At 63.8% G+C, this 24,460-nt stretch carries 20 protein-coding genes; 16 read left to right on the top strand and 4 right to left on the bottom strand.

Going from position 1 to position 24,460, the window contains the following annotated elements; all coding sequences use genetic code 11:
* Window positions 1–10 precede the first annotated feature (10 nt).
* Entirely contained in the window at window positions 11–676 is a 666-nt protein-coding gene (locus tag J2808_RS05140) for a TenA family protein (protein WP_309812619.1), read from the bottom strand.
* Window positions 677–782: 106 nt separating this feature from the next.
* On the opposite strand from J2808_RS05140, the gene J2808_RS05135 reads away from it, so the two are divergent.
* Window positions 783–1,658, top strand: coding sequence for a universal stress protein (locus J2808_RS05135; protein ID WP_309812616.1), 876 nt, complete (start codon window positions 783–785; stop codon window positions 1,656–1,658).
* A gap of 199 nt (window positions 1,659–1,857) precedes the next feature.
* On the top strand, window positions 1,858–2,592 hold the full coding sequence (locus tag J2808_RS05130; RefSeq protein WP_309812613.1) for an SDR family NAD(P)-dependent oxidoreductase: 735 nt from the start codon (window positions 1,858–1,860) through the stop codon (window positions 2,590–2,592).
* 13 nt (window positions 2,593–2,605) lie between these two features.
* Here J2808_RS05130 and J2808_RS05125 read toward each other — a convergent pair whose 3' ends face one another.
* The 3 genes from J2808_RS05125 to J2808_RS05115 form a co-directional block, all read right to left on the bottom strand.
* Window positions 2,606–3,115 carry a MarR family winged helix-turn-helix transcriptional regulator gene (locus J2808_RS05125; protein WP_309812611.1) on the bottom strand — a complete coding sequence of 170 codons (510 nt, stop codon included), beginning with the start codon at window positions 3,113–3,115 and terminating at the stop codon, window positions 2,606–2,608.
* Window positions 3,116–3,211: 96 nt separating this feature from the next.
* A complete protein-coding gene (nadE, locus tag J2808_RS05120) occupies window positions 3,212–4,033 on the bottom strand; it encodes an ammonia-dependent NAD(+) synthetase (RefSeq protein ID WP_309812608.1) in 822 nt (273 codons plus the stop codon).
* A gap of 109 nt (window positions 4,034–4,142) precedes the next feature.
* Entirely contained in the window at window positions 4,143–5,159 is a 1,017-nt protein-coding gene (locus tag J2808_RS05115; RefSeq protein WP_309814157.1) for a LacI family DNA-binding transcriptional regulator, read from the bottom strand.
* A gap of 220 nt (window positions 5,160–5,379) precedes the next feature.
* On the opposite strand from J2808_RS05115, the gene J2808_RS05110 reads away from it, so the two are divergent.
* From J2808_RS05110 to J2808_RS05045, 14 genes are all read left to right on the top strand, one after another.
* Entirely contained in the window at window positions 5,380–6,240 is an 861-nt protein-coding gene (locus J2808_RS05110; RefSeq protein ID WP_309812605.1) for a sugar phosphate isomerase/epimerase family protein, read from the top strand.
* Window positions 6,237–7,250, top strand: coding sequence for a Gfo/Idh/MocA family protein (locus J2808_RS05105; protein ID WP_309812602.1), 1,014 nt, complete (start codon window positions 6,237–6,239; stop codon window positions 7,248–7,250). Before J2808_RS05110 ends, J2808_RS05105 begins: the two co-directional genes overlap by 4 nt.
* 194 nt (window positions 7,251–7,444) lie before the next feature.
* Window positions 7,445–8,968 carry an ABC transporter substrate-binding protein gene (locus J2808_RS05100; RefSeq protein WP_309812597.1) on the top strand — a complete coding sequence of 508 codons (1,524 nt, stop codon included), beginning with the start codon at window positions 7,445–7,447 and terminating at the stop codon, window positions 8,966–8,968.
* 114 nt (window positions 8,969–9,082) lie between these two features.
* A complete protein-coding gene (locus J2808_RS05095; protein WP_309812594.1) occupies window positions 9,083–10,024 on the top strand; it encodes an ABC transporter permease in 942 nt (313 codons plus the stop codon).
* Window positions 10,021–11,895 (top strand): dipeptide/oligopeptide/nickel ABC transporter permease/ATP-binding protein, encoded by a 1,875-nt coding sequence (locus J2808_RS05090; protein ID WP_309812591.1) that lies wholly within the window; start codon window positions 10,021–10,023, stop codon window positions 11,893–11,895. Before J2808_RS05095 ends, J2808_RS05090 begins: the two co-directional genes overlap by 4 nt.
* Window positions 11,892–12,797, top strand: a complete 906-nt coding sequence (locus J2808_RS05085) for an ATP-binding cassette domain-containing protein (protein WP_309812588.1) — start codon at window positions 11,892–11,894, stop codon at window positions 12,795–12,797. The genes J2808_RS05090 and J2808_RS05085 overlap by 4 nt, the downstream gene beginning before the upstream one ends.
* Before the next feature lie 45 nt (window positions 12,798–12,842).
* Complete coding sequence (locus J2808_RS05080) at window positions 12,843–13,703, top strand: sugar phosphate isomerase/epimerase family protein (RefSeq protein ID WP_309812585.1); 861 nt, start codon at window positions 12,843–12,845, stop codon at window positions 13,701–13,703.
* Window positions 13,704–13,761: 58 nt separating this feature from the next.
* Window positions 13,762–14,928: a Gfo/Idh/MocA family protein gene (locus J2808_RS05075; protein WP_309812582.1), complete on the top strand. Its 1,167-nt coding sequence runs from the start codon at window positions 13,762–13,764 to the stop codon at window positions 14,926–14,928.
* Window positions 14,929–15,033: 105 nt separating this feature from the next.
* Window positions 15,034–16,095, top strand: coding sequence for a LacI family DNA-binding transcriptional regulator (locus J2808_RS05070; protein WP_309812577.1), 1,062 nt, complete (start codon window positions 15,034–15,036; stop codon window positions 16,093–16,095).
* Window positions 16,096–16,179: 84 nt separating this feature from the next.
* Window positions 16,180–17,586, top strand: a complete 1,407-nt coding sequence (uxaC, locus tag J2808_RS05065) for a glucuronate isomerase (RefSeq protein ID WP_309812572.1) — start codon at window positions 16,180–16,182, stop codon at window positions 17,584–17,586.
* The gene (locus J2808_RS05060; RefSeq protein ID WP_309812570.1) at window positions 17,583–19,034 is read left to right on the top strand and encodes a mannitol dehydrogenase family protein; all 1,452 of its coding nucleotides are present in this window, start codon (window positions 17,583–17,585) and stop codon (window positions 19,032–19,034) included. The genes uxaC and J2808_RS05060 overlap by 4 nt, the downstream gene beginning before the upstream one ends.
* A 299-nt stretch (window positions 19,035–19,333) precedes the next feature.
* A complete protein-coding gene (gene uidB / locus J2808_RS05055; RefSeq protein ID WP_309812568.1) occupies window positions 19,334–20,797 on the top strand; it encodes a glucuronide transporter in 1,464 nt (487 codons plus the stop codon).
* Window positions 20,798–20,841: 44 nt separating this feature from the next.
* Window positions 20,842–22,071 (top strand): D-mannonate dehydratase ManD, encoded by a 1,230-nt coding sequence (gene manD, locus J2808_RS05050; RefSeq protein ID WP_108600586.1) that lies wholly within the window; start codon window positions 20,842–20,844, stop codon window positions 22,069–22,071.
* A gap of 70 nt (window positions 22,072–22,141) precedes the next feature.
* Window positions 22,142–24,433, top strand: coding sequence for a gluconokinase, GntK/IdnK-type (locus J2808_RS05045; protein WP_309814154.1), 2,292 nt, complete (start codon window positions 22,142–22,144; stop codon window positions 24,431–24,433).
* The last annotated feature ends 27 nt before the right edge of the window (window positions 24,434–24,460 follow it).

Raw genomic sequence — 24,460 nt, 5'->3', positions numbered from 1 at the left:
TGGAGCTCAGCTAAACCGAAGCGTCAGCCGGCACAAGAGCAGCGTCGAAGAATGCGCGCTCCAGCCGCACTGCCTCCGCGAAGGTGGTGGCAACGCGCTCACGAGCTGCGGCGTCAGAAGGCTCGACGGCGTCAAACTCGTCGCGGAGCCACGTCACCCATGCGTTGTATTCGGGGTTGTTGTGGAGGCGGATCCACTCGGCATGCTTGGCTTGAACCGGCCATTCGCTTGGGTCACCGGCGCGGGCTGCCCAGTCTCCGTAGAGCCACTCAGCAACCAGCAACACTGCCAAGACCTCCGGGTAGGAACGGGTGGCGAGGGCGGTCCGCATCAGGTTGTCGAAATCGCGGGTGGCAGATCCCAGTGCGGGTGCGGTTCGATCCGCCTCCGGAACGCCGAGATCATTGAAGCAATCCAGGAAGTACGTATTCTCGTCCGAAGCGAATGCCCCGAGAACCCCGGCAAACACCAGCCGCGAAGGCAGCGAAGGCGCCGATGCCACCGCCTGGCCCAGGAGGGCCGTAAAGGCATCGCAGAACTGGTAATCCTCTACGAGGTAGCGGCGCAGGTTGTCATCGGAAAGGGACCCGTCCAGTAGTTGGTCCACGAACGGATGGTTGACGGCGGCGTCCCAGTCCCCGGCGTACTGGTTCCTGAGTTCATTGGCAAAGCCCACGGTGTTTCCTCCTGAGGTGTCAGCATCGGAGCCTAGCAGCGTCTTGCGCCATACAAGCGGGCGTTACGCTCTGGTGCCGTTCTCGGTGCCAGCGTAGGCTCTGGCCATGACGAACGAGCGCCCGTCGAAGACGATCGTGGTTGGCTATGACGGATCCGAAGAATCAAACCACGCCGTGCAATGGGCCGCCAAGCACGCGACCCTGCGGGACTGTTCCCTCCAGGTTGTGCACTGTTCCCTGTGGGTCCTGTTGTTCAACAACAGGGGTCCCGTTCCTGGTGTTGCCGACAGCGGTCTGGAACGGGCCGCCCAAAAAGTCCTCGAAGAGGGGATGGCGCTCGTCAAGGAGACTGTCCCCACGCTGGAGGTCCACACCACCTTGTTGCACGGAATGCCACGCGATCATCTGGCCCGCATTTCGGCCGGTGCTGAGATGTTGGTGCTCGGAAGCCGGGGCCTTGGCGGGTTCATGGGCTTGCTGGTGGGGTCCGTCAGCTTGGAGATGGCCGCAACCGCAGAATGCCCTGTGGCAGTGATCCGCGCAGATGACCACCCCGATGGTCGAGTCCTGCTTGCCGTCGACGACTCGGGATCACCGGCGGCCCTCGACGATGCCTGCCTCTTCGCAGCAGCAACAGGCGCCGAACTCATGATCGTTCACGTACTGCACGAACCCGTCGGGTACCGACGGTTGCGCGAGCCCGTGGAAGCCTACCCGGACGCTGAGGCGATGCTTGACTCTGTGCTGAGCCAGGCCCGCCACAAAGCGCCCGCGATCGCGGTGGCCGGAGAGTTGCTGGTGGATGCTTCATTCTCCCGGGCCGTGGTCAAAGCATCACAAGGGGCACGAATCACGGTTGTAGGGACCAAAGGACATGGACTTATCAAGGGCACCATAGGCTCCACGGCCCACGCTGTGCTTCACCATGCCCACAGTCCCGTGTTGGTTTCCCGTCGCAGGGCCACGTCCGAGGACACGTAGACCCGGTCTTCCGGGCGAGCAGGTCTTTCGACAGTGCCCGGAGACGCCATTTTGGAGGTCCTCGCAGGGACTCCCTCCGGCGACGGCCCGGACCTATGGTGGAGTGCATGGACAATCGGGCGGAAGTACGCGAATCTCCTATCTCCCGGCGGGGCCACGTGGCCCCGGAGCGGGTTGGGTTGCCTACAGGATCCAACCGATGTCACTGATACTCGTCACAGGCGCTTCCTCCGGGCTGGGGCTGGAAACCGTGAACGCGCTCGCCGATGCGGGCCACGATGTAGTACTCCACGCCCGCAACCCTGAGCGCCTTTCCCGGCAGGATGTTCATGAGCGGGTGGAACACGTCTTGTTTGGCGACCTTGGAAGCCTGGACGAAACAGTTCATCTCGCGAAACAGGCGAACGATCTTGGCAGCTTCGACGCCGTCATTCACAACGCAGGGGTCCTGCGTGGCCCCGAGGTGCTCGCCGTCAACGTCGTGGCCCCGTATGTTTTGACCGTTTTGATGACACCGCCGAAGCGGGCAATCTTCCTCAGCAGTTCGATGCACTTGTCCGGATCGGCAGACCCAACAGCCATGGACTTCAGCAGGACACCACGCCACGGCAGGGCTTACGAGGACAGCAAGCTCTATCTGACTGCACTGGCGATGGCGTTCTTCACCAGATATCCGCAGATGATGGCCCACGCTGTTGATCCGGGTTGGGTTCCCACCCGGATGGGTGGCGCCGGAGCGCCTGACAGTCTTGTGGTAGGGCGCCGGACTCAGGAGTGGCTTGCCACCGCGGCGGCGGAGACGATCGAACCGCGATCAGGGAGCTACTGGTATCACCGGCAGGTCCAAAGGGCCCACAAGGCTGCGGCGGATTCCGCATTCCAGGGGATTCTTCTGGAAAAGCTGGAAAGCCATACAGGCCTAGCCCCCACATGAGAGCCAGGATCCGTCATTCCTCGGTGAAGTCGCCGGCTGCCTTGCGGAAATCGCCCAGGACTCTCAGCAGGTGCTCCACATCGTCGTCCCTGAAACCGGACTTGGCGAACACTTCGGAGTTGAGCGCCGCCGTCGCGCGTTTCGCCAGGGTGCGGCCCTCGGCGGTGAGTTCGATCAGCGTGGTCCGTCCGTCGGTGGGGTGCGGGGAGCGTGCCACCAGGCCCGCCTGCTCCAAGCGGTCGACGGCGTTAGTCACCGAAGTGGGATGCACCTGCAGCAGCGCGCTGGCCTTGTTCATGGGCAGCGCGCCGCTGCGGGCAAAGCTCAGTAACGCGAGCAATTCATAGCGCGCGAACGTTAGCCCGAAGGGCTTGAGCACCGTCTCAATCCGTGCCAGCAGGATCTGTTGGGTCCGCATGATCGCCGTGATGGCCGCCATGGGTGCTGCGACATCTCCCCAGCCGTGGCGTTCCCAGTTTTGCCGGGCCTCGGCGATCGGATCGCGGGGGAGCGGGCTGCCCACGGTGCCTCCTGTCAGTGCTGGGGCCAATGGCCGTGTGGTTATCTCACCAGCAATATACTAGGACTTCCAAGGGTATGGAAGGTGGCGCGGTGCAGCCTACTTCCACCAGGTGTCGAAGATGGTGACCGGGACGGTCCGCTTGTGGCGGGTGCGGAGGTACTTCTGCTCGATCAGCTCTGCAGCAGCTTCGGGGATATCCCGGCCTTCGAGGTAGTCGTCGATCTGGTCATAGGTGACGCCGAGTTCGTCCTCGTCAGTGCGGCCCGGTTTGTCATCGAGGAGGTCCGCGGTGGGCACCTTCTCCCAGACGCGCGCGGGCGCACCCAGCTCGGCCAGGAGTTCACGGTTCTGGCGTTTGTTCAGGCCGAACAGCGGCAGGATATCCGCGCCGCCGTCACCGAATTTAGTGAAGAACCCGGTAACGGACTCTGCGCCATGGTCGGTGCCGATTACCAGGTAGTTGTGTTCGCCGGCGAGGGCGTACTGGGCGATCATGCGGGTGCGGGCCTTGGTGTTGCCCTTATGGAAATCGGAAATCCCGTTTCCGACAGTCTTCTCGAACTCGTCCTCGAAGCCATCCACCGCAGCGGAAATGTTGAACGTCCACTCGGTCTTGGCCTGAATGAAGTCCAAAGCGGCCTGAGCGTCGTCCTCGTCGTGCTGGACGCCGTACGGCAGGCGGACCGCCACGAAATTGGCCTCCACTCCCTCGGCTTCCAGTTCCTCGACGGCCAGCTGGGCAAGCCGCCCGGCGAGCGAGGAGTCCAATCCGCCCGAGATACCCAGGACAAAGCCCTTGGTCTGGGTGGCCCGGAGGTACTCCTTCAGGAAATCAACGCGCTTGCGCACCTCCCCGAGGGGGTCGATCCGGGGCTGCACGCCCATTTCTTCGATGATGGTGGCCTGGAGTTCGCGCATATGATCCAGCCTAGTCAGCGGTGTCAACAACGCTCAACTGTGTCCCTCTGGGACGACGTATTCCGGGGATGGGCCTCACTTAGCTTCTGGCCTGACCTTGATGCGGGCCTCACGAAACTGCAGGCGCCGGCCCGGTGGAACCGCGGACCGTGAGGTGCGTGGGCATCAGGGAACGGCTGCGGCTGCCGCCGCCTGCCAGCGGGTTGAGTTGGGCCAGCAGCATGGACACGGCCACCCGGCCGGCCTGCTCGATCGGGGAGGCCATGGTGGTCAGCGGGGGATTGCAGAAGTCGGCACCGAAGATGTCGTCGCAGCCCACCACGCTCATGTCCTCCGGGACCCGGATGCCGCGCTCGCGCAGCCGCTGGAGCATACCAATGGCGATGAGGTCGTTGAAGGCGATGCAAGCGGTCACGCCGGAGTGCACGGCGGCGTCGGCGGCGGCGGCGCCCGACTGCGTCTTGGGGGCGAACGGACCGAGCCGGCGAACGTCCACGCCGCGTTCCTCGGCGGCGGCCTCCAAAGCAGTCCAGCGGCGTGTGCTGGACTGCGACGTGAGAGGACCGGCCATGTAGGCGACGTGCGTATGGCCCAGCGAAATCAGGTGGTCCAGAGCCTGGCTGGTGGCCGACGGCGTGTCAATAACAACCGCGGGCACTCCGGCCACATCGCGGTTGATGGTAACGATCGGAATCTTCGCTGCCGCAGCCAGCAGTGCCTCGTCACTGAGCCTGGACGCCGTGACGATGATGCCGTCAGCACTCTTGCGCAGCTGCTCCATGCTGCTGGCTTCCACCTCGTCCGACTCTTCCGTGTCCACCAGCAACTGGGTGTAGCCGGCCGCCTTGAGCTGCAGCTGGGTGCCCCTGATCAGGTCGAAGTAGAAGGGATTGGTGATGTCGGGGACCAGGACGCCCACTGCGCCGGTGCGGCCGGAACTCAAGGCTTTGGCCTGGCTGTTCGGGGTGTAGCTCAGCTGGGCGGCGGCCGCTTCGATGCGCGCACGAGTGCGGATGTTGACCCGGTCCGGAGTGGAAAGTGCGCGGGAAACAGTGGACGCGGCCACCCCGCACATGGCGGCGATGTCGTGGATGGTGGCAGGACGGTCTGTTCCGGCTGCTTGCATCGCCATGGCGTTCCTCTCTGAACGGGACAATACGGGGCATTGTGACGATAGCCACAGCCCTGATTCCTCTAGGTTGCCACAAGATATCAACATTTGGCAATCGGTTGTCATTGTTTCCGGAGGCATCTAGACTTAGTGCAGAACTTTGTGAACCAAGTCACCCGCGCGCCGGAGCGGCATCAAGGCTGTCCCGTCGCGGGCAAACCCTAAGGAGATCCCTGTGACCGAAACGGCTACCGAAGCAACCAGGACCGTCTGGCAACTCTCAGGATTCGGCGACGAAGTGGATCCTGATCCGGTAGTCCAGGCTGCTGTCATGCTGGCCCTCGGCGCCAGCTACATCGAGGTACGCAGCGCGTGGGGCGTGAACGTCTCCGAGCTGACCCCCGAGCAGGTATCCGAGCTCAAGGGAATCCTGGACGCGAAGGGCCTGAAGGTCTCGGCCGTGGCCAGCCCCATCGGCAAGGTGGACATCACCCTGCCGGTGGAGCACGAGGTGGAGCGCCTCCGCCAGATCATTTCCGTGGCCAAGGGCCTGGACACCAAGTACATCCGCATCTTCTCCTTCTTCCGGAGTGAAGCGCAGACCCCGGAAGAAATCCGCGACGACGTCATCACGCGCATGCGGGCACTGGCGGCTGAAGCCGAAAGCGCCGGCGTCGTGCTTTTGCATGAGAACGAAAAGGACATCTACGGCGATACGCCGCAGCGCGTCCTGGACATCATGGAGTCCGTCGATTCGGCGGCCTTGCGCGTGGCGTGGGACAACGCGAACTTCGTCCAGGTGGGCGTCCGGCCCTACACCGAAGGCTACGCAATGCTTCGCCCCTACCTCGAATACCTCCAGGTCAAGGACGCCATCATGGCCACCGGTGAAGTTGTGCCGTCCGGCGAGGGCGACGGCGAACTGGATGCCACGATTGCCGCGCTGAAAGCGGACGGCTATGCCGGTTTCGCTTCCCTTGAGCCGCACCTGGCAAGCCACCATGAACTGGGCGGCTTCTCCGGGCCGGTGGCGTTCGGCACCGCAGCCCGAGCCTTCGCATCGCTCGCTGCCAAGAATGGGATCGACCTTTCGTGACCGGCTTCAAGGCCGCGGTCATCGGCTGCGGTGACGTTTCGGCTGTCCACTTCGAGGCCATCGCAAAGCTCGACGGTGCACGGCTGGCCGGGGTCTGTGACACGGACCCCGGCCGCCTTGCGGCTGCCGTGGCCGCCTATGGTGTTCCGGGATTCGCGGACCACGCCAGCCTCATTGAGGCCATCGGTCCGGACGTTGTGCACATCACCACACCGCACAATACGCATGCCGCCATTGCCGCTGACTGCCTTGACCGAGGCGTCAATGTGATTGTGGAAAAGCCGCTGGCGCACACGCTCGAGGAGGGCCGCCGACTGGTGGACGCCGCCAAGGCGAGCACCGCCAAGATCGCCGTCTGCTTCCAGAACCGCTACAACTCCACCGCCCAGGCCATGCACGCCCTGCTGTCCTCCGGCGAATTGGGTGCCGTGTTGGGAGCTTCGGCCACTGTGATGTGGCACCGCGACGCCGGCTACTACCGCAGCCGGCCCTGGCGCGGCACCTGGGAGGGCGGTGGCGGCGGGCTCATGATGAACCAGGCCATCCACACCGTGGACCTGCTGCAGTGGCTGGTGGGTGACGTTGTGTCGCTGTCCGGTCACGCGTCCACCAGGTTCCTTGGCGACACCATTGAGGTGGAGGACACCGCGGAATTCGTGGCGGTGCATGCAAATGGCGTCCGCAGTGCCTTCTATGCCACGCTGGCCAACGCCGTGAACGCGCCGGTTACTTTGGACATCGTCACGGAACAAGCGACCCTCAGTCTTCGCGGGGACCTGACCGTCACTTATGCGGACGGCCGGGTGGAAGTAGTGCCCGAGCGTGTGGTGGAGTCCGGCGGGCGCGCGTACTGGGGCGTCTCGCACGAGCTGCTCATCAGCGATTTCTATGCCCGCCTCGGCAATGCCGGGCCGTTCTGGATTGACCCGGAAGAGGCAGAGAAATCGTTGCGGATCGTCAAGGAAATCTACCGGCAGAGCTACCCGGATACGGCAGCAAACGTTTACTGAACTGTCCAGGGCAACCGGTTGTAGTCTTTAGAACGATTCATCTAGAGGTCGGCGGATTAGAAGTTGCAACAATTTTGACAATCGGTTGCCAAAGTTGGCAATCTTGCGTACTCTGAATCTCGGAAGGTAGGTGTGGTGCACGCCACACCGGCCGGATTCGTACCTCTCACGTCTCACAGATTCAGGAGCCAACAATGAAGTTAGGTCCCAAGGCGGCAGCAGCCGCTCTCATCGTCAGCGCAGGCCTCGCGCTGACAGCCTGCGGGGGTGCCCCGTCCGGTACCAGCGCCACAGCCAAGACGGCATCACTGACACTGGGCGCCGTACAGGAAATCCGCTCCTGGGATCCGGCTCAGGCCCACGTCGGCCACTACCTTCAGCCGTACCAGGCTGCCTACGACTCCCTGATCCTGCGCCAGCCGGACGGCAAGCTCAGCCCCATGCTGGCCACCGAGTGGAAGTACAACGAGGCCAATACCAAGCTCACCGTTGACCTCCGCACCGACGTGACCTTCAGCGATGGCGCCAAGTTCGACGCCGAGGCAGCCAAGGCGAATCTGGACCACTTCAAGAAGGCCAACGGCCCGCAGATGGCCCAGCTGACCGCCGTGTCCGACGTCAAAGTAGTGGACGCCGACACCATCGAACTGAACCTGACCGCCGCGGATCCCTCGCTTGAGTTCTACCTCAGCCAGGCGGCCGGCCTGATGGGCAGCCCGAAGGCGCTCGGCACCGAGGCCATCAAGACCGAGCCAGTAGGCAGCGGCCCGTACGTGATGGACAAGGCCTCCACGGTCAAGGACTCGCAGTCTGTGTTCACCGCCCGCAAGGACTACTGGAATAAGGACATCCAGAAATTCGAGAAGGTCACCTTCAAGACCCTCGTTGACCCCACCGCCCGCACCAACGCCCTGGTTTCGGGACAGGTGGACGCCACTCTGCTGGATCCCAAGACCGGCAAGCAGGCTGAAGGCGCCAAGATGAACCTCGTCGCCACCGAGGTGGACTGGCAGGGTCTCCTGCTGCTGGACCGGGACGGCACCAAGAACCCCGCACTGGGGAACGTCAAGGTCCGCCAGGCCATCAACTACGCCTTTGACCGCAAGACCATCGTGGACCAGGTCCTGTTGGGCCAGGGCACCCCGACGTCGCAGCCGTTCGGCAAGGCCAGCGGCGCCTGGACCGAAGAGCTGGAGAACTACTACAGCTACGATCCGGCCAAGGCCAAAGCACTCCTGAAGGAAGCAGGCTACGAGACCGGCGTCGTCGTTGAGGTCCCGTCGGTTCCGGGCTTCGAAACCCAGCTCGCAGTCATCAAGCAGCAGCTCTCGGATGTGGGAATCACCCTGAACGTCGGCTCCGCCATTACGAACACATTCACCAGCGATATCGCCGCCCAGAAGTTCACCACCATGTTCTTCTCGCTCTTCCAGGGCGAGCCGTGGGTTGCCGTCAACCAGATCATCTCCACCAAGGCGCTGTACAACGCGTTCAAGAACACCACACCCGAGCTGCAGGCCAAGATCGACGCCGTCCAGACCTCCGGCAAGGATGCGGGCAAGGCGGCCCAGGAAGTCAACAAGTACGTAGTGGAGCAGGCGTGGTTTGCCCCGATGTTCCGGGTGAACCAGATGTATTACCACAACTCGAAGATCACCGTGGAACCGCAGGTCCAGCAGGCCGTTCCGTCGATCTACAACTACTCGCCGGCTAAGTAACCCGCCAGGAATTACCGGGCAAGTAGCCACACAACATACCTGCACGTCCGGCAGTCCACCAGCGTGGACTGCCGGACCGGGCCACCAATCCATGCCAGTTCAATGGAGCCAGCAATGATCACATTCATCCTCAAACGCCTCGGCAGCGGAGTCGTTACCCTACTCGCCGTCTCGATCCTCGTTTTTTCCCTGCTTTACGTATCGAGCGGCAGCATTGCCCGGAACATCCTGGGAGACCAGGCAACACCGGAGCAGTTGGCCGTGAAAGAAGCCGAGTTGGGGCTCGACCAGCCCGTCATCACCCGGTACTTCAGCTGGCTCACGGGCGCCCTGCAGGGGGACTTGGGAGCGTCCTGGTTCACATCTGAACCCGTTGCCAACGCGCTCGCCACGCGCATTCCGGTCACCATGACCATGGTTTCCGTGGCCATGATCCTGATCGCCCTCATCGCCACCCTCATCGGGGTTGCCGCGGCCGTGAAGCGTGGCTGGGTGGACCGCGTGGTCCAGGTCGGCGCCATCATCGGTGACTCCGTTCCCGGGTTCGTCATCGGCATCATCCTGGTGACTATCCTGGCCATCCAGATGGGTCTGTTCCCGGCCACCAGCACTATTTCGCCCGGTGTCGGAGCCGACGCCTGGGTGCTTTCCCTGACGCTGCCGGTGATCGCATTGCTAATCAACGGTGTCACCGGCGGTGCGCAGCAGATCCGCAGCGCCGTCATCAAGCAGCTCGAACGCGATTACGTCCGTACCCTGCGCAGCCGCGGCATCGGTGAGCGCGAGGTCCTGTTCAAGCATGTCCTGCGCAGCGCCGCTCCGGCGGGCCTGACCGTGCTCAGCCTTCAGCTGATCGGCATGCTCGGCGGCGTGGTCATCATCGAGCAGATCTTCGCTCTTCCCGGCATGGGGCCGCTCGCCGTAGCCGCCACCAGCCAGAGCGACCAGCCCGTGGTCATGGGCGTTGTTATGTACACCGTCGCCGTTGTCATTGTGGTCAACCTCATCGTTGACCTGCTCAACGGCTGGCTCAACCCGAAGGTGCGTGCCTCGTGACCGAGTCCGTCGAAACCTCAGCCCTGACGCCGTCACCCGGCACGTCGGGCCAGACCGGTACCGTCGTCCGGTCAACAGTCCTCAAGCGCCTTTTTAAGAATCCCATGGGCGTCGTTGCCATCGTCATCCTCCTTGCGATGGCCGTTATGGCCATTTTTGCCGATGTGTTGGCACCGTTCGACGAGAACTTCGCCAACATTGCCAAGACTCTCGCCGCCCCGGACGAGGTCAATATCCTGGGCACGGACAGCTCGGGACGCGATGTCTGGAGCCGGTTGCTCTTTGGTGCCCAGCTGACCCTGACCTCGGCGCTCCTGTGCGCCGCCGTCGCCATCGCCATCGGCCTGCCCGCCGGTCTGGTGGCCGGTTACTACGCGGGCAGGTTCGAAGCGGTCTCCAACTGGGTCGTCAGCATCCTCATGAGCCTGCCGGGCCTGATTGTCCTGTTGACCATCCGCGCTGCCTTTGGGCCGTCGGTCTGGATTGCCATGATCGCCTTCGGTGTCCTGATCAGCCCTTCCTACTTCCGTCTGACCCGCTCAGCGGTGCAGTCGGTCCGCAACGAGCTCTACGTCGATGCCGCCCGGGTCTCCGGGCTCTCCGACATGCGGATCATCACCCGCCATATCTTCTCCGTGGTGCGCGCGCCCATCATCATCCAGACGGCCGCGATCGCCGGGGTGGCCATCGCCATCCAGTCCGGGCTTGAATTCCTGGGCCTGGGTGATCCCGCCAAGGCAACCTGGGGCGTGATGCTTTCTGAAGGTTTCAAGAACGTCTACCTCACCCCGACGCTGCTGTTCTGGCCCGCGTTTGCGATGGCGTTGACCATCGGCGCTCTGGTCCTGCTGGGCAACGCCATCCGCGACGCTCTGGAAGACGGCGAGAAGATCAAGCACGGCAGGCAGAAAGCACATCAAGCGGAAAATGCTGCCGCCGCCAGCGCCACCAAGGCAGCGCGCAAGACCATTGCCGCCGTCGAAGCAGGAACCGAACACCACCTCGTCAAGGTCACCAACCTTGGCGTCGGATACCCCCAGGCAGACGGGTCTATCAAGAAAGTCGTGGACGACGTCTCCTTCCACGTGGACCGCGGTGAAATCCTCGGCATTGTGGGCGAGTCCGGTTCGGGTAAGTCCCAGACGGCGTTCTCGATCCTGGGCCTGCTGCCGGACACCGCACGCATCGAGGCCGGCGCCATCCAATTCGACGGTAACTACACCGTGGCACCCGGCGAAGACAAAGTGAACCAGGACCGGCTGTCCAAGCTGCGCGGCAAACGGATTTCCTACATCCCGCAGGAACCCATGAGCAACCTGGACCCGGCGTTCACCATCGGCTACCAGCTGGTCACCCCCATGGTGCGGGTCCTGGGAATCTCCAAGGCGGAAGCCACCACGCGGGCGATGAAGCTGCTCTCCGACGTCGGAATTGTCAACCCCGAACGCACCTTCAAGGCCTACCCCCACGAGGTCTCCGGCGGCATGGCCCAGCGTGTACTGATCGCCGGCGCCATCAGCTGCGAGCCGGACCTGATCATAGCGGACGAGCCCACCACGGCCCTGGACGTGACCGTGCAGGCCGACGTGCTGGACCTCATCCGCGACCTCCAGCGGCGCCTCGGCGTGGGCGTCATCCTGGTGACCCACAACTTCGGAGTTGTGGCTGACCTCTGCGACCGCGTTGTGGTCATGCAGAACGGCCGGCTCGTGGAGGAAGGCCCCGTGCGGGACATCTTGCGCGAACCGAAAGAAACCTACACCCAGACCCTGCTGGCTTCCATGCTCGAAGGTAAGGAACCCATGAGCATGCTGGTGCCATCCACTTCGTCAGCAACGGCGTCGTCAACTGCCAAGGAGAACGTACTGTGACCGAAACTGCAGCCTTGGACGCCGCGGAATCAGCCCCGGCACGCAGCGGACTCCTGCGGGTGGAAAACCTCGTGGTGGACTACCCCGGCAAGGGCTTCCGGGCCAGGAAGTTCCGCGCCCTGACGGACATTAACATCAGCATCGGCCAGGGCGAGACCTTGGGCCTGGTGGGGGAGTCGGGCTCCGGCAAGACCACCCTGGGCCGGGCGGTGCTGGGACTGGCGCCTGTAAGCGGCGGCAAGATCACGTTCGAGGGCCAGGACATCAGCCACGCCACCAGGAAGCAGCGACGCATCCTCAGCCGCGACATGCAGGTGGTCTTCCAGGATCCGTATACGTCGCTGAACCCTGCCCTGGAAATTGGCGACATCCTCGCCGAACCCCTAGGAGTCCAGGGCATGGAACCGGCCGCGGCCAAAAAGCGTGTTAAGGAACTCCTGGACCAGGTAGGTCTACCGTCCGACGCCCTCCACCGGCTTCCACGCGAGTTCAGCGGCGGTCAGCGCCAGCGCGTGGCGATCGCCCGCGCCCTGGCACTCTCTCCCAAGCTCATCGTGTGTGATGAGCCTGTCAGCGCCCTGGACCTCTCCACCCAGGCCCGCGTTCTGGACCTCTTCCTGCAGATCCAGAAGGACACCGGCGTTTCGTACCTGTTTGTCTCGCACGACCTTGACGTGGTCCGCCACATCAGCCACCGTGTGGCTGTGATGTACCGTGGAGAAATCGTGGAGCAGGGGCCGGCAGAGGTTGTCACTCGCACCCCTGAGCACCCCTACACACAGCGTTTACTCCTCGCTTCCCCGGTGCCGGATCCGGACCGCCAGGAGAAGCGCCGCGCCGACCGCCACCGCCTGCTTGAAGAGCAGCGGCAGCAGGCCGAACAGGCTGGCGTCCCCGCCTAAGGCCGTGCAGAACTAACTCAACCGCAACAACAACGGAGGAATATCGTGGCCAAAATTGGCGTACAGGCAATGATGCTGAGGGACAGCTTCACCGAGATCGGGGCGTTCGAAACGCTCCGCAAGGTCAGCGGAATCGGCTACAACGCCGTCGAGATCTCCCAGATCCCGATGACGCCGGAGAATGTGGCTGAACTGGACCGTTCCCGCACCGAGCTGGGCATGGACATCGCAGCACTTTCCGTGGCCATGGAGACCCCCAAGGGCCGTCCGGGCGATTCACTGGCGGAGCACTTCGACAAGATTGTGGACGACGCCAAGCGTCTGGATTCGAAGCTCCTACGGATCGGCATGCTCCCGTTCGAGGCAATGACGTCTATCGGCGCGGTGGTTGACTTCGCCAAGCAGGCCAACGGATACGCCGAACGGCTGCAGGAGCAGGGCCTGGGCCTGTATTACCACAACCACCACATCGAGTTCGCGAAGTTCGACGGCAAGTTCATGCTGGACATCATTGCGGAGAATTCCCCGGCCATGGGCATGGAAATTGACGTGCACTGGGTACAGCGTGGCGGTCTGGACCCTGTCAGGACCCTGGAAAAGTACGCCGGCCGCACTGCGATGGTCCACCTGAAGGACTACCGGATCGGCCAAATGCCGGAGTCGGCAATGGGGCTGCTGGAAGCCGGGGACTTCAAGGGCTTCATGCAGGAGTTCAAGAACGTTGTCCAGTTCGCCGAAGTGGGCGAAGGCAACCTGGACTTCGCCTCCATCATCCCGGCCGCGCAGGCTGCCGGCGCCGAGTACCTGCTCGTGGAGCAGGACGAACTTTACGGCAGGACGGTCTGGGAAGCGCTGCAGACCTCTTACGACAACCTCATTGCACTGGGCCAGTCCGAGCTCTTCTAACCGCTTATCCCAACCATCCGGTTTCGACAAGCTCAACCAACGAAAAAGGAAAATTACTGTGAGCAAGAAAGTACGCCTCGGCATCATCGGCCTGGGCCAGCAGGGCGGCGCCTACGCCAAATTCATCACGGACGGCCTGGTCCCGAATATGGAGATCGGCGCCATCTGCGATATCGATCCGGCCAAAAAGGCGATCGCTTCGGACACCTACCCGGACGTTCCCTTTTACGCGGACTACATCGCGATGCTGGAGAGCGGCGACGTTGACGCGGTGGTGACGTGCGTCCCGCACTTCCTGCATCCCGAAATGGGCATCGAAACCCTCAAACGCAACGTCCACGCCCTCGTGGAGAAGCCAGCCGGCGTGTACACCAAGCAGGTCAAGGAACTGAACGAGTTTGCCGCGAGCAAGCCGGAACTGTCCTTCGCGATCATGTTCAACCAGCGCAACAACCCGCTGTACCAGAAGCTCAAAGAGATCGTGCAGAACGGCGAAATCGGCAAGATCCGCCGGACCAACTGGATCATCACCACCTGGTGGCGGCCGCAGGGCTACTACAACTCCAGCGAGTGGCGTGCAACGTGGGGCGGCGAGGGCGGCGGCGTCCTGGTCAACCAGGCACCGCACCAGCTGGACCTGTGGCAGTGGATCTGTGGAGTGCCGAAGTCGGTTTACGCGAAGGTTGCGTTCGGCTTCAGGCGCGACATCGCCGTCGAGGACGAAGTGACGGCAGTGGTTGATTACGGCGACGGTGCCACCGGCGTTTTTGTCACGGCCACGCACGATCTGACCGGCACTGACCGCTTCGAAATCCTGGGCGACCAGGGCAAGATCGTGGTCGAAAACAGCAAGACCGCCACCGTGACCCGCCTGCACAAGCCCGAGCGCGAGCTCAGCGAAGGCATGGACATGGACGATGTCCGCAAGCTCTTTATGGGCGAACTGAACCCGGAAGAGTACTACACGTCCGAGGTCATCGAGTTCGAATCTGCCTGGGGCGCCCAGCACTCCGGTGTCCTGGAGAACTTCGCCGCCAACATCCTTGACGGCACACCGCTGCTCGCTCCGGGCTCGGACGGTATCAACGGAGTCCGCCTCGCCAACGCCATCCACCTCTCAGCGTGGACGGGCAAGGAAGTGGGACTGGACTTCGATGAGAATGAGTTCCTGGCGGAGCTGAACAAGCGCATCGCCGACGAGGGAAAGTTCCCGCAGCGCGCCTAACCTCCTGAGTGAGCAGCATACTGAGCCGCGGCTGTGGCCGTTTTGGACACCCAAAACGGCCACAGCCGCGACCAGGTTAAGCGCTTTCATCGCTAAGATGGGGCGGTGACTGAACCCAAGACGCCGGATGCTGCCCCGACTGCCGGTCCGTTCAAGAAACATGGCCGGGATGGCAAATCCAACGCGACCATCTATGACATCGCGAGGGTTGCCGGCGTCAACGCCTCCACGGTTTCCCGGGCGCTCAGCAAGCCTGGCCGGGTCAGCCCCAAAACACAGAAGCTCATCGAGGATGCTGCCGCCGAGCTGAACTACCAGGTCAATCCGTTCGCCCGGGCCCTTCCCACGGGCAAGACAAACACCTTCGGCCTGATCGTCGCGGATATCACCAACCCGACGTTCTTCGACATCATCCGCGGCGCCGAGGCCACCGCGACGGACCGCGATTACACCCTGGTGCTTGCCGAATCGGCGGAGTCCCCGGCAACCGAACTGACTGCCGCCCGGCGGCTCATGGCCACGGTGGACGGGCTGATCCTGGCGAGCCCCCGTATGGATGATGACAACATCCGCGCACTGGCCCAGGACAAACCCGTGGTGGTGATCAACCGCGAAGTCGAGGGCGTGCCGTGCGTGGTGCCGGACGTCCATAAAGGGATCAGCGAGGCAGTCCGCAGCCTGGCCGCCCACGGCCACCAAAAGGTGGCCTATGTGGCGGGCCCGCCCGAGTCCTGGATGTCGGAACAGCGCTGGGACGGTGTGCAGGCAGCCTGCGACTGGTCCCGGCTCGAGGCCGTCCGGCTCGAATCCACCAAACCAACGGTCGACGGCGGCCGGCAGGTGGCGCGTGATGTCCGCGCCAGCGGTGCTACTGCAGTACTCACCTACAACGACCTCCTGGCCATTGGGCTGATGCAGGAGCTCCAGGCGGCGGGCATCACTGTGCCGGACCAGATCAGCATCGTCGGTTTCGATGACATCTTCGGCGCAGACTTCACCACGCCGCCGCTCACCACCGTGCGTTCGCCGCTGGGGGAGTGCGGCGCGGGGGCCGCCACGCGGCTGCTGGACCTCCTGCACGGGAACGGGGAACCGGCCGGCACGCTGAGTGTGGAGACTGAGCTTGTGTTGAGGGGTTCAAGCGGACGGATCCTGTCCCCACTGTAAGCGCATTGGACGGCCGTGTTCCGCATTTTGGCAATTTATGGCAACCGGTTGACAAAAGCACTGACCAAGCCGGATTATTGACGTATGTCACAGTCGATTGCTGCCAACCCAGACAGGCTCCTGCCCGCCGATCCAGGAACGCGCAGCATTGCGCGCGACCTCCTGCAGCGTGTCCAGGACCTCCCCATCATCTCCCCGCACGGGCACGTTGACGCTGCTGTCATCGAGCACAACACGCCCTTCCCGGATCCGGCGGCGCTGCTGGTCAGCCCGGACCACTACGTCACCCGCCTGATCCACGCCAGTGGCGTCACGCTGGACAAGCTCCGCGCCGGCGGCGCCACCACGCCCGAATCGCGCGACATCTGGCGCACTTTCGTCGAGGCCTGGCCGCTCTTCGAAGGCACCGCATCCGGGTACTGGCTGCGCAACCAGTTTGACGCCGTGTTCAAGCTGGGCGCAGACCTCGGTGACATGTCGGCTGACGCCAGCTACGACGCCATTGCCGCCAAGCTCGTTGAGCCCGGCTTCCGTCCGCGCCAGCTCTTCAAGGACTTCAACATCGAGGTCCTGGCCACTACCGATGATCCCCTGGACAACCTCGCCAGCCACAAGGCCATCGCCGAGGACCCCACATTCGACGGCCGTGTTTTGCCGACCTTCCGCCCGGATCAGTACCTGAACATTGCCCATCCCACGTGGAGCGCCAATGTTGACCGCCTGATCGACGCTGCCGGTGACGGTGCCAGCGGGTACACCGCCTACATCACGGCGCTGGAAAACCGCCGCAGATACTTCGTGGAGCATGGCGCAGTCTCGGCAGACCACGGCGTGGCCCACCCGGCAACGCTCAAGCTGGACCGCGCCGAGGCCGAGCGGCTGTTCGAACTCGCCCGCGCCGGCAAGGCCACGGCCGAGGACCGCGACACCTTCGAAGCCCACATGATGTACGAGATGGGCCGCATGTCGGTAGAGGACGGGCTGGTCATGACCATCCACCCGGGCTCCTTCCGCAACCACCACACGCCTACGTTCGAGGGCTTCGGTGCCGACACGGGCCACGACATTCCGTTCGCCGTGAACTACACCGAGGGAATCCGTGCGCTGCTGCAGGACTTCGGCACAGCCAAGGACTTCCACCTGGTGCTCTTCACCATGGACGAGACCGTCTTCTCCCGCGAACTGGCACCGCTGGCCGGTTTCTACCCGTCCGTCTACCTTGGCGCACCATGGTGGTTCCTGGACGCCCCGGATGCGATGCTGCGTTTCCGTTCCGCCGTCACGGAGACCACCGGGTTCTCCCGCTCCTCGGGCTTCATCGACGACACGCGCGCCTTCTGCTCTATCCCCGCCCGCCACGACGCCTCCCGCCGGATCGAGGCCTCCTTCCTGGCCCGCCTCGTGGCCGAGCACCGTGTCAGTGAAGAACGTGCCCACGAACTCATCGTGGACATCGTCGATTCGTCCCCGCGAAGGGTTTTCAAACTGTGACAACCGAACAGGCAAACGCCGGACAGACGCCCTCCGCAGCCAGTTCCGGCGCCCTTCCCCAGTTGAACCGGACACTGCACACGGCTCCCAAGCCGCCGGTCCGGATCGTCCACCTCGGACTTGGCGCCTTCCACCGCTCGCACCAGGCCTGGTACACCAGCCAGGCCGGCGACGCCGCGGACTGGGGCATTGCGGCCTTCACCGGCCGGCGGCCCGACGCTGCCGTGGCACTCGCCGGGCAGGACGGACTGTTTACCGTCGTGGAGCGCGCTGACAGCGGCGACTCGTTCGCCGTCGTCGGAAGCATTGTTGAAGCCGTGGACGGCGCGGACGTGACGCGGCTCGCCGAGCTCGTTGCAGCACCCTCTACCGCCATGGTCACCCTGACGGTCACCGAAGCCGCGTACCGGCTCGGGGCCGACGGGCAGCTGGACACCAAGGCGCCCGACGTTGAAGCGGACCTTGCGCTGCTGGCTTCCGGCAGCGGAAACCCGACGACGCCGCTGGGCCGGCTGGTCTTTGCGCTTGCAGCGCGCAGGACCGCAGGTGCCGGGCCGATCGCCGTGGTCTGCTGCGACAACCTCGCCAACAACGGCACCGTGGCGCGCAACGCCGTGGCCGGGCTGGCCGCTGCCTGGGATGCGGATCTCGCAGCCTGGGTTGAGGCGAACGTCAGCTTCGTCAGCACATCCGTGGACCGCATCACGCCGCGAACCACGGAAGCGGACATCGCTGCCGTCGAGGCCGCCTGCGGCTACCGGGACAACTCGCCGGTAGTGGCTGAACCGTTTACAAGCTGGGTGCTCAGCGGCGAGTTCCCCGCCGGGCGTCCGCGCTGGGAGGATGCCGGCGCGGTCTTCGTTGACCACATCGAGCCCTTCGAGAACCGCAAACTGTGGCTCCTGAACGGCGCGCATTCCCTGCTGGCCTACTCCGGCCAGCTCCGCGGACACACCACCGTGGCCGACGCCCTCGCGGACGCGGAATGCCGCAAGGCTGTAGAAGGCTTCTGGGACGAGGCTGAGGTGAACCTGTCAGGTGCGGCCGCAGGGGCGTCCTCCGGCGGCGCGGACCTGCAGATCCCGGCATACCGGGACGCCCTGCTGGCCCGCTTCAGCAACGCCCGCATCGCCCACCACCTGGCCCAGATTGCCATGGACGGCAGCACTAAACTGCGCATGCGCGCCGTGCCGGTCCTGCTGGCCGAGCGTGCCCAGGGCAGGTCCGGCGTTGCTGCCGCCCGGATGATCGCTGCCTGGATTGATTTCAGTGCGGCCGCCGAGACGTTCCATGATCCGCTGGCAGCCGAGGTGGCTGAGGCGAACAAACTGGAAGGTACGCAGCGTGTTCGGGCGCTGCTGGCGCTGGTTGATCCGGCCCTGGCGGCGGACGACGCCGTCGTGGAGCTGGTTGCTGGCCAGCTGGGAACATTCGCGGCAGGTTCGTAGCCGGGCCCCCAAGCAGCACTCCTGTTTCCTGTCGGATCAGTACACTGCCCGGTCCGGGTTCCTGGACCGGGCAGAGCTGTTTTCGCTGACCTGCAGTTTCATGAAGTTTCAACAGAAATTCATGGCAACCGCTTGCCATTTTATTGCCAAGTGACTAGGATTACAGCAACGAGTTACAAGCGGCGGCACTCCCGTCGGATGTGGATTTTGCCGGTTAGGCATAGCCCAAGGATTCACAGCTGCATAGCATTTCAATAATTAGCTGGCCTCCACGGCGGCGAGGGTAAAGGAGCCCAATCATGAAAAAGCTAAACAAGCTCAGCATCATCGGCTATGGCGCCGGCGATGCGGCTAACAACCTCGCTTTCACAACCGCCACCATGTTCCTGCTGGTGTACTACACGGATGTCGCCGGTATCTCCGCAGCGGCCGCCGGAACCCTACTGCTCGTGGTCCGGTTGTTTGACGCCTTCGCCGATGTCTTCGCCGGCCGGCTCGTAGACCGGACCTACAGCAAGCGCTTCGGTAAGTTCCGCCCCTTCATCATGTTCGGCTCCATCCCGCTGCTCCTGCTGAGCGTGGCAACGTTCTCCGTCCCGCAGCTCGGTGAATCCGGCACGCTGCTGTACGCCTACGTCACCTACGCCGCCCTGGGCCTGGCCTACAGCCTTGTGAACATTCCGTACGGCTCGCTGGCCGGCGCCATGACGCAGGATCCGGGGGAACGCGCCAAGCTGGGGTCGGCCCGCATGATTGGCGGCCTGCTGGTGGGCTCGGCCCTGGGCATCTTCGTGGCACCGCTCATCAAGCCTGGCGCTGACCTGCAGTCGATGTTCACCACCATCACCCTGGTGTTTGTCGTGATCGGCGCGGGCCTCTACTTCTTCACGGTCCTGACCGCCAAGGAACGCGTTCACCGCGCCGTGCCGAACGTCTCAGTCAAGCAGAGCATCGAGACCCTCAAGGGCAACAAACCGCTCCTGATGCTGTGCATCAGCTCCTTCTTCTTCCTCTCCGGCTACCTGGCACTGACCTCCGTGCAGCTGTACTACCTGCGCGACGTCCTCGGCCGGCTGGACCTTTACCCTGTGCTGTCCATCATCCAGCTCGTCCTGACATTCGCACTGGCAGCGGTTATGCCCAAACTGGTCCGCAGCATTGGCAAGAAGAACATCTACATCTACTCTTCCCTGATCACTGTCTCCGGCGGTGTGGTGATCTTCCTTACCCCTGCCAGCCTGGTCATGGTCGGCTTCGGCGGCCTCGTACTTAGCCTCGTGGGAGTCCTGGCGATGAGCATCGTGGTGTGGGCCCTCGAAGCCGACACCGTTGAATATGGGGAGTGGAAGACCGGAGTCCGGACCGAGGGCATCACTTATGCGCTCTTCTCCTTCACCCGTAAATCCGGCCAGGCTGTCGGTGGCGCCCTTGCCGCCTATGCACTCGCCCTCGGCGGTTACAAGTCCGGTGGAGTCACCCAGACCCCGGAGGCCGTATTCGGTATCCAGATCGCAGCGGGTGCGCTCCCGGCCATCCTGACTTTCCTTGCGGTCTTGGTTATGACCAAGTACACGCTGACGGACGCCAAGCACGCGGAAATCCTCAAGGAAATCCAGGAACGCCGAACCAAAACGGCACACCCGGGCCCGGCTGACGCCAGCAACGCTGCCGAACGGACCACGGCTGCCACCACCCTCGCCGCCGGCAGCACCTCCGCGGCCGCCAGCGAGCCTGCTGACACCAGCAAGCCCGCAGGCCAATAATTCAAAGCACCACCCCTGACCTGAAGTCCCCGAAAGGATCTGCCGTGAAAATCATTGCCGCTGAAGTGTTCGTGACCAGTCCGTCCCGTAACTTTGTGACCCTGCGCATCACAACGGACGATGGAGTCACCGGCATCGGTGACGCCACCCTCAATGGCCGCGAACTGGCTGTAGCCGCATACCTCAAAGAGCATGTTGCACAGCTGCTGATCGGCAAGGATCCGCACAAGATCGAGGACACCTGGCAGTTCCTGTACCGCAGCTCGTACTGGCGCCGCGGCCCGGTCACCATGGCGGCCATCGCCGCCGTCGACATGGCACTGTGGGACATCAAGGGCAAGATGGCCAACATGCCGGTCTACCAGCTGCTGGGCGGCGCGTCACGCAACGGCCTGCGTGCTTACGGCCACGCTTCCGGCGCGGACATCGAGTCGCTGTTCGATTCCGTCCGCGAACACCTGGAACTGGGCTACAAGTCAGTCCGCATCCAGACCGCCGTCCCGGGCATCAAGGCCGTCTACGGTGTGGCTGCCCAGGCCCAGGCTTCAGGCGAACGCTACGATTACGAGCCCGCCGGCCGCGGCGCCTTCCCCGTGGAAGAGGACTGGGACACCCGCGCGTACCTGCGCCACCTGCCCACCGTTTTCGAAGCCGTGCGCAACGAGTTCGGTCCGGAACTGCCGCTGCTGCACGACGGCCACCACCGCATGACCCCCATCCAGGCGGCCAAGCTTGGCAAGGCCCTGGAACCGTACGACCTGTTCTGGCTCGAGGACTGCACCCCGGCCGAAAACCAGGAGGCCCTGCGCCTGGTCCGCCAGCACACCACCACCCCACTGGCCATCGGTGAAATCTTCAACACCGTGTACGACTACCAGACCATCATCAAGGAACAGCTGATCGACTACGTTCGCGCAGCCTCCACCCACTTCGGCGGCATTTCCCCGCTGAAGAAGGTCATGGACTTCGCCGCCCAGTACCAGATCAAGTCCGGCTTTCACGGCCCCACTGACATCTCCCCGGTGGGCTTCGCTGCCCAGCTGCACGTGGGCCTGGCCATCCACAACTACGGCATCCAGGAATACATGCAGCACTCCGACAAGACCAACGAGGTCTTCGAGCAGTCCATGACGTTCGTGGACGGCTACCTGCACCCGGGCGACAAGCCCGGTATCGGCGTCGAATTCAACGAGGAAGCTGCAGCTGCGTACCCGTACCAGCAGGCTTACCTGCCGTACAACCGCCTGGTAGACGGCACTGTCCATGACTGGTGAGGCACGACTGGTGATCAACGCTACTTCGCCCTCCGCAGGAGGAGGGGCCACCGGCCCCCGCGTCATCGTTATGGGCGTCTCCGGCTGCGGCAAGACCACCATCGGTGACCTGGTGGCCCGTGAACTGAGTATTCCGTTCCTCGACGCAGATTCCCTCCACCCGGTGGAGAACGTCGCCAAGATGGCAGCGGGCATCCCGCTGACCGACGAGGACCGCTGGCCGTGGCTCGCCACGGTGGGCTCGAAACTGGCAGCAGCCGGAAAGGGCGGCCTGGTCCTGGCCTGCTCGGCACTTCGCCGGAGCTACCGCGACGCCATCCGGGCACAGGCGCCGGATACGGTGTTCCTGCACCTGCATGGCAGCAAGGAGGTTCTTAGGGCACGGACTGAAGGGCGTTCCGGGCACTTCATGCCGCCGGCGCTGCTGGAATCGCAGCTCGCCACCCTCGAACCGCTGGAAGCCGATGAGGCAGGCGTCGTGGTGGACATCGCCGGCCCGGTGGCCCAGGTGATGGTCGACGCGCTGGCAGGCATCGCACGCGCGGTGGCTGCCGCCGTCGGTAACTCCGCGCAGGCGGACGGAACTTCAGCTGCTGGTGCCGCTGGCACCCAGGGCCGCCAGTTCGACGTCGACCTCAAGGCCGCGCCGTTCAACCTCGATGACGCGGCGGTTGACTGGGTGAATTCCACCCTGGAGTCAATGACGCTGGAGGAGAAGATCGGCCAGCTCTTCATCAACCACAACAACGATTACTCCCCGGAGTACCTCGACGGTGTGCTTGAGAACTACCACGTGGGCGGCATGCGGTACCGTCCGGGCCCCTCTGCCGCCGTGCAGGAACACATCCGGTACGCCCAGTCGAAGACCAAGGTGCCGCTGCTGATCGCATCCAACCCGGAAATGGGCGGCGCTGGAAGCTGCGACGACGGCACCTTCGTGTCCACGCACCTGCAGGCCGGGTCGCACCCGGACAAGTCCATCGCACGCCAAATGGGCCAGGTGGCCGGCGTCGAAACCGCCGCGCTTGGCTGCAACTGGGCCTTCGCGCCGATCGTGGACATCCACTACAACTGGCGGAACACGGTCATTTCCACCCGGTCCTTTGGCAACACCCCGGAGATCGTGGTGGAGCGGGCCAAGGAATACTTCGACGGCATCAGCGAGTCCCCGACCGTCTGCGCCATGAAGCACTTCCCGGGCGACGGCCTCGACGAGCGCGACCAGCACGTGGTCACGTCCTACAACACGTTCGGCTACGACCAGTGGAACAAGACGTACGGCCACGTGTACCGCGAAATGATCGGGCACGGTGTGCAGTCGATCATGATCGGCCACATCGGAGCGCCGGAACTGTCCAGGCACTTCCGTCCGGGCATCGCGGATGCGGACATCAAGCCTGCCACCCTGGCTCCGGAGCTGCTGCAGGACCTGCTGCGCGGTGAGCTCGGCTTCAACGGGCTGATCCTCACGGACGCCTCGCAGATGATTGGCCTGACCCAGGCCATGAAGCGCAAGGACCTGGTGCCCGCCACCATCGCCGCCGGTTGCGACATGTTCCTGTTCTTCCGCAACGCGGCCGAGGACTTCGCGTACATGCTGGACGGCTACAAGTCCGGCGTTATCACCGAGCAGCGCCTGCACGACGCCCTGCGCCGCGTCCTGGCGCTCAAGGCATCGCTGGGACTGCACGTGAAGACCCGCGACGAGCTGGTTCCGCCCACCGAAGCGCTGGCCAAGATCGGCAGTGCAGAGCACCGCGCTGTTGCCGCCGGAATAGCGGACAAGACTGTCACCCTGATCAAAGACACGGCGAACAACCTGCCCATCACGCCGCAGACGCACAAACGGATCCGCCTTTACGGCATCTCCGGCGGCTCGGACTTCACCATGGCTGATCCGCTGGCCTACCTGGACGTGGTGGCCGGGGAACTGGAGCGGGCAGGCTTCGAAGTGCACGTCTTCAAGACCGCTGCGCAGCGCAAGGCAGCCGGCGAAGAAGGTGTGAACTTCATGTCTGTCATCTCGGAGGAGGCTACCGGCGACTACGCGGACAAGTACGACGCCGCGTTCGTCTTCGCCAACGTCAAGGGCTTTGCGCAGGAAGCGGCCATCCGGATCAAGTGGTCCACGCCGATGGCGGCGGAAATTCCCTGGTACGTCACCGAGGTACCCACGGTGTTCGTGTCGCTGAACCAGCCCAACCACCTCATTGACGTGCCGATGGTCAAGACCGCCATCCACGCCCACGCGGGATCCGTGGAGGCCATCCGGGCCACCATCGAAAAGATCATGGGCAAGTCCGGGTTCCAGGGGACGTTCAACGAGAACGTCTTCTGCGATTCCTTCGACACACGGCTCTAACCCGACGTCCCAGCCACTCGAGTGCGG

The sequence above is a fragment of the Pseudarthrobacter sulfonivorans genome (genome assembly GCF_031454915.1).
In the GTDB taxonomy this organism is placed as follows: Bacteria; Actinomycetota; Actinomycetes; order Actinomycetales; family Micrococcaceae; genus Arthrobacter; species Arthrobacter sulfonivorans_C.
Note: the sequence above shows the minus strand (reverse complement) of the source record. Positions and strands in the feature narration are given on the sequence as shown.

Coding starts and splice junctions, on each gene's coding strand:
- J2808_RS05135 (WP_309812616.1), top strand. CDS start 783: ATGACGAACGAGCGCCCGTCGAAGACGATCGTGGTTGGCTATGACGGA.
- J2808_RS05130 (WP_309812613.1), top strand. CDS start 1,858: ATGTCACTGATACTCGTCACAGGCGCTTCCTCCGGGCTGGGGCTGGAA.
- nadE (WP_309812608.1), bottom strand. CDS start 4,033: ATGCGCGAACTCCAGGCCACCATCATCGAAGAAATGGGCGTGCAGCCC.
- J2808_RS05115 (WP_309814157.1), bottom strand. CDS start 5,159: ATGCAAGCAGCCGGAACAGACCGTCCTGCCACCATCCACGACATCGCC.
- J2808_RS05100 (WP_309812597.1), top strand. CDS start 7,445: ATGAAGTTAGGTCCCAAGGCGGCAGCAGCCGCTCTCATCGTCAGCGCA.
- J2808_RS05095 (WP_309812594.1), top strand. CDS start 9,083: ATGATCACATTCATCCTCAAACGCCTCGGCAGCGGAGTCGTTACCCTA.
- uxaC (WP_309812572.1), top strand. CDS start 16,180: ATGTCACAGTCGATTGCTGCCAACCCAGACAGGCTCCTGCCCGCCGAT.
- uidB (WP_309812568.1), top strand. CDS start 19,334: ATGAAAAAGCTAAACAAGCTCAGCATCATCGGCTATGGCGCCGGCGAT.
- J2808_RS05045 (WP_309814154.1), top strand. CDS start 22,142: ATGGGCGTCTCCGGCTGCGGCAAGACCACCATCGGTGACCTGGTGGCC.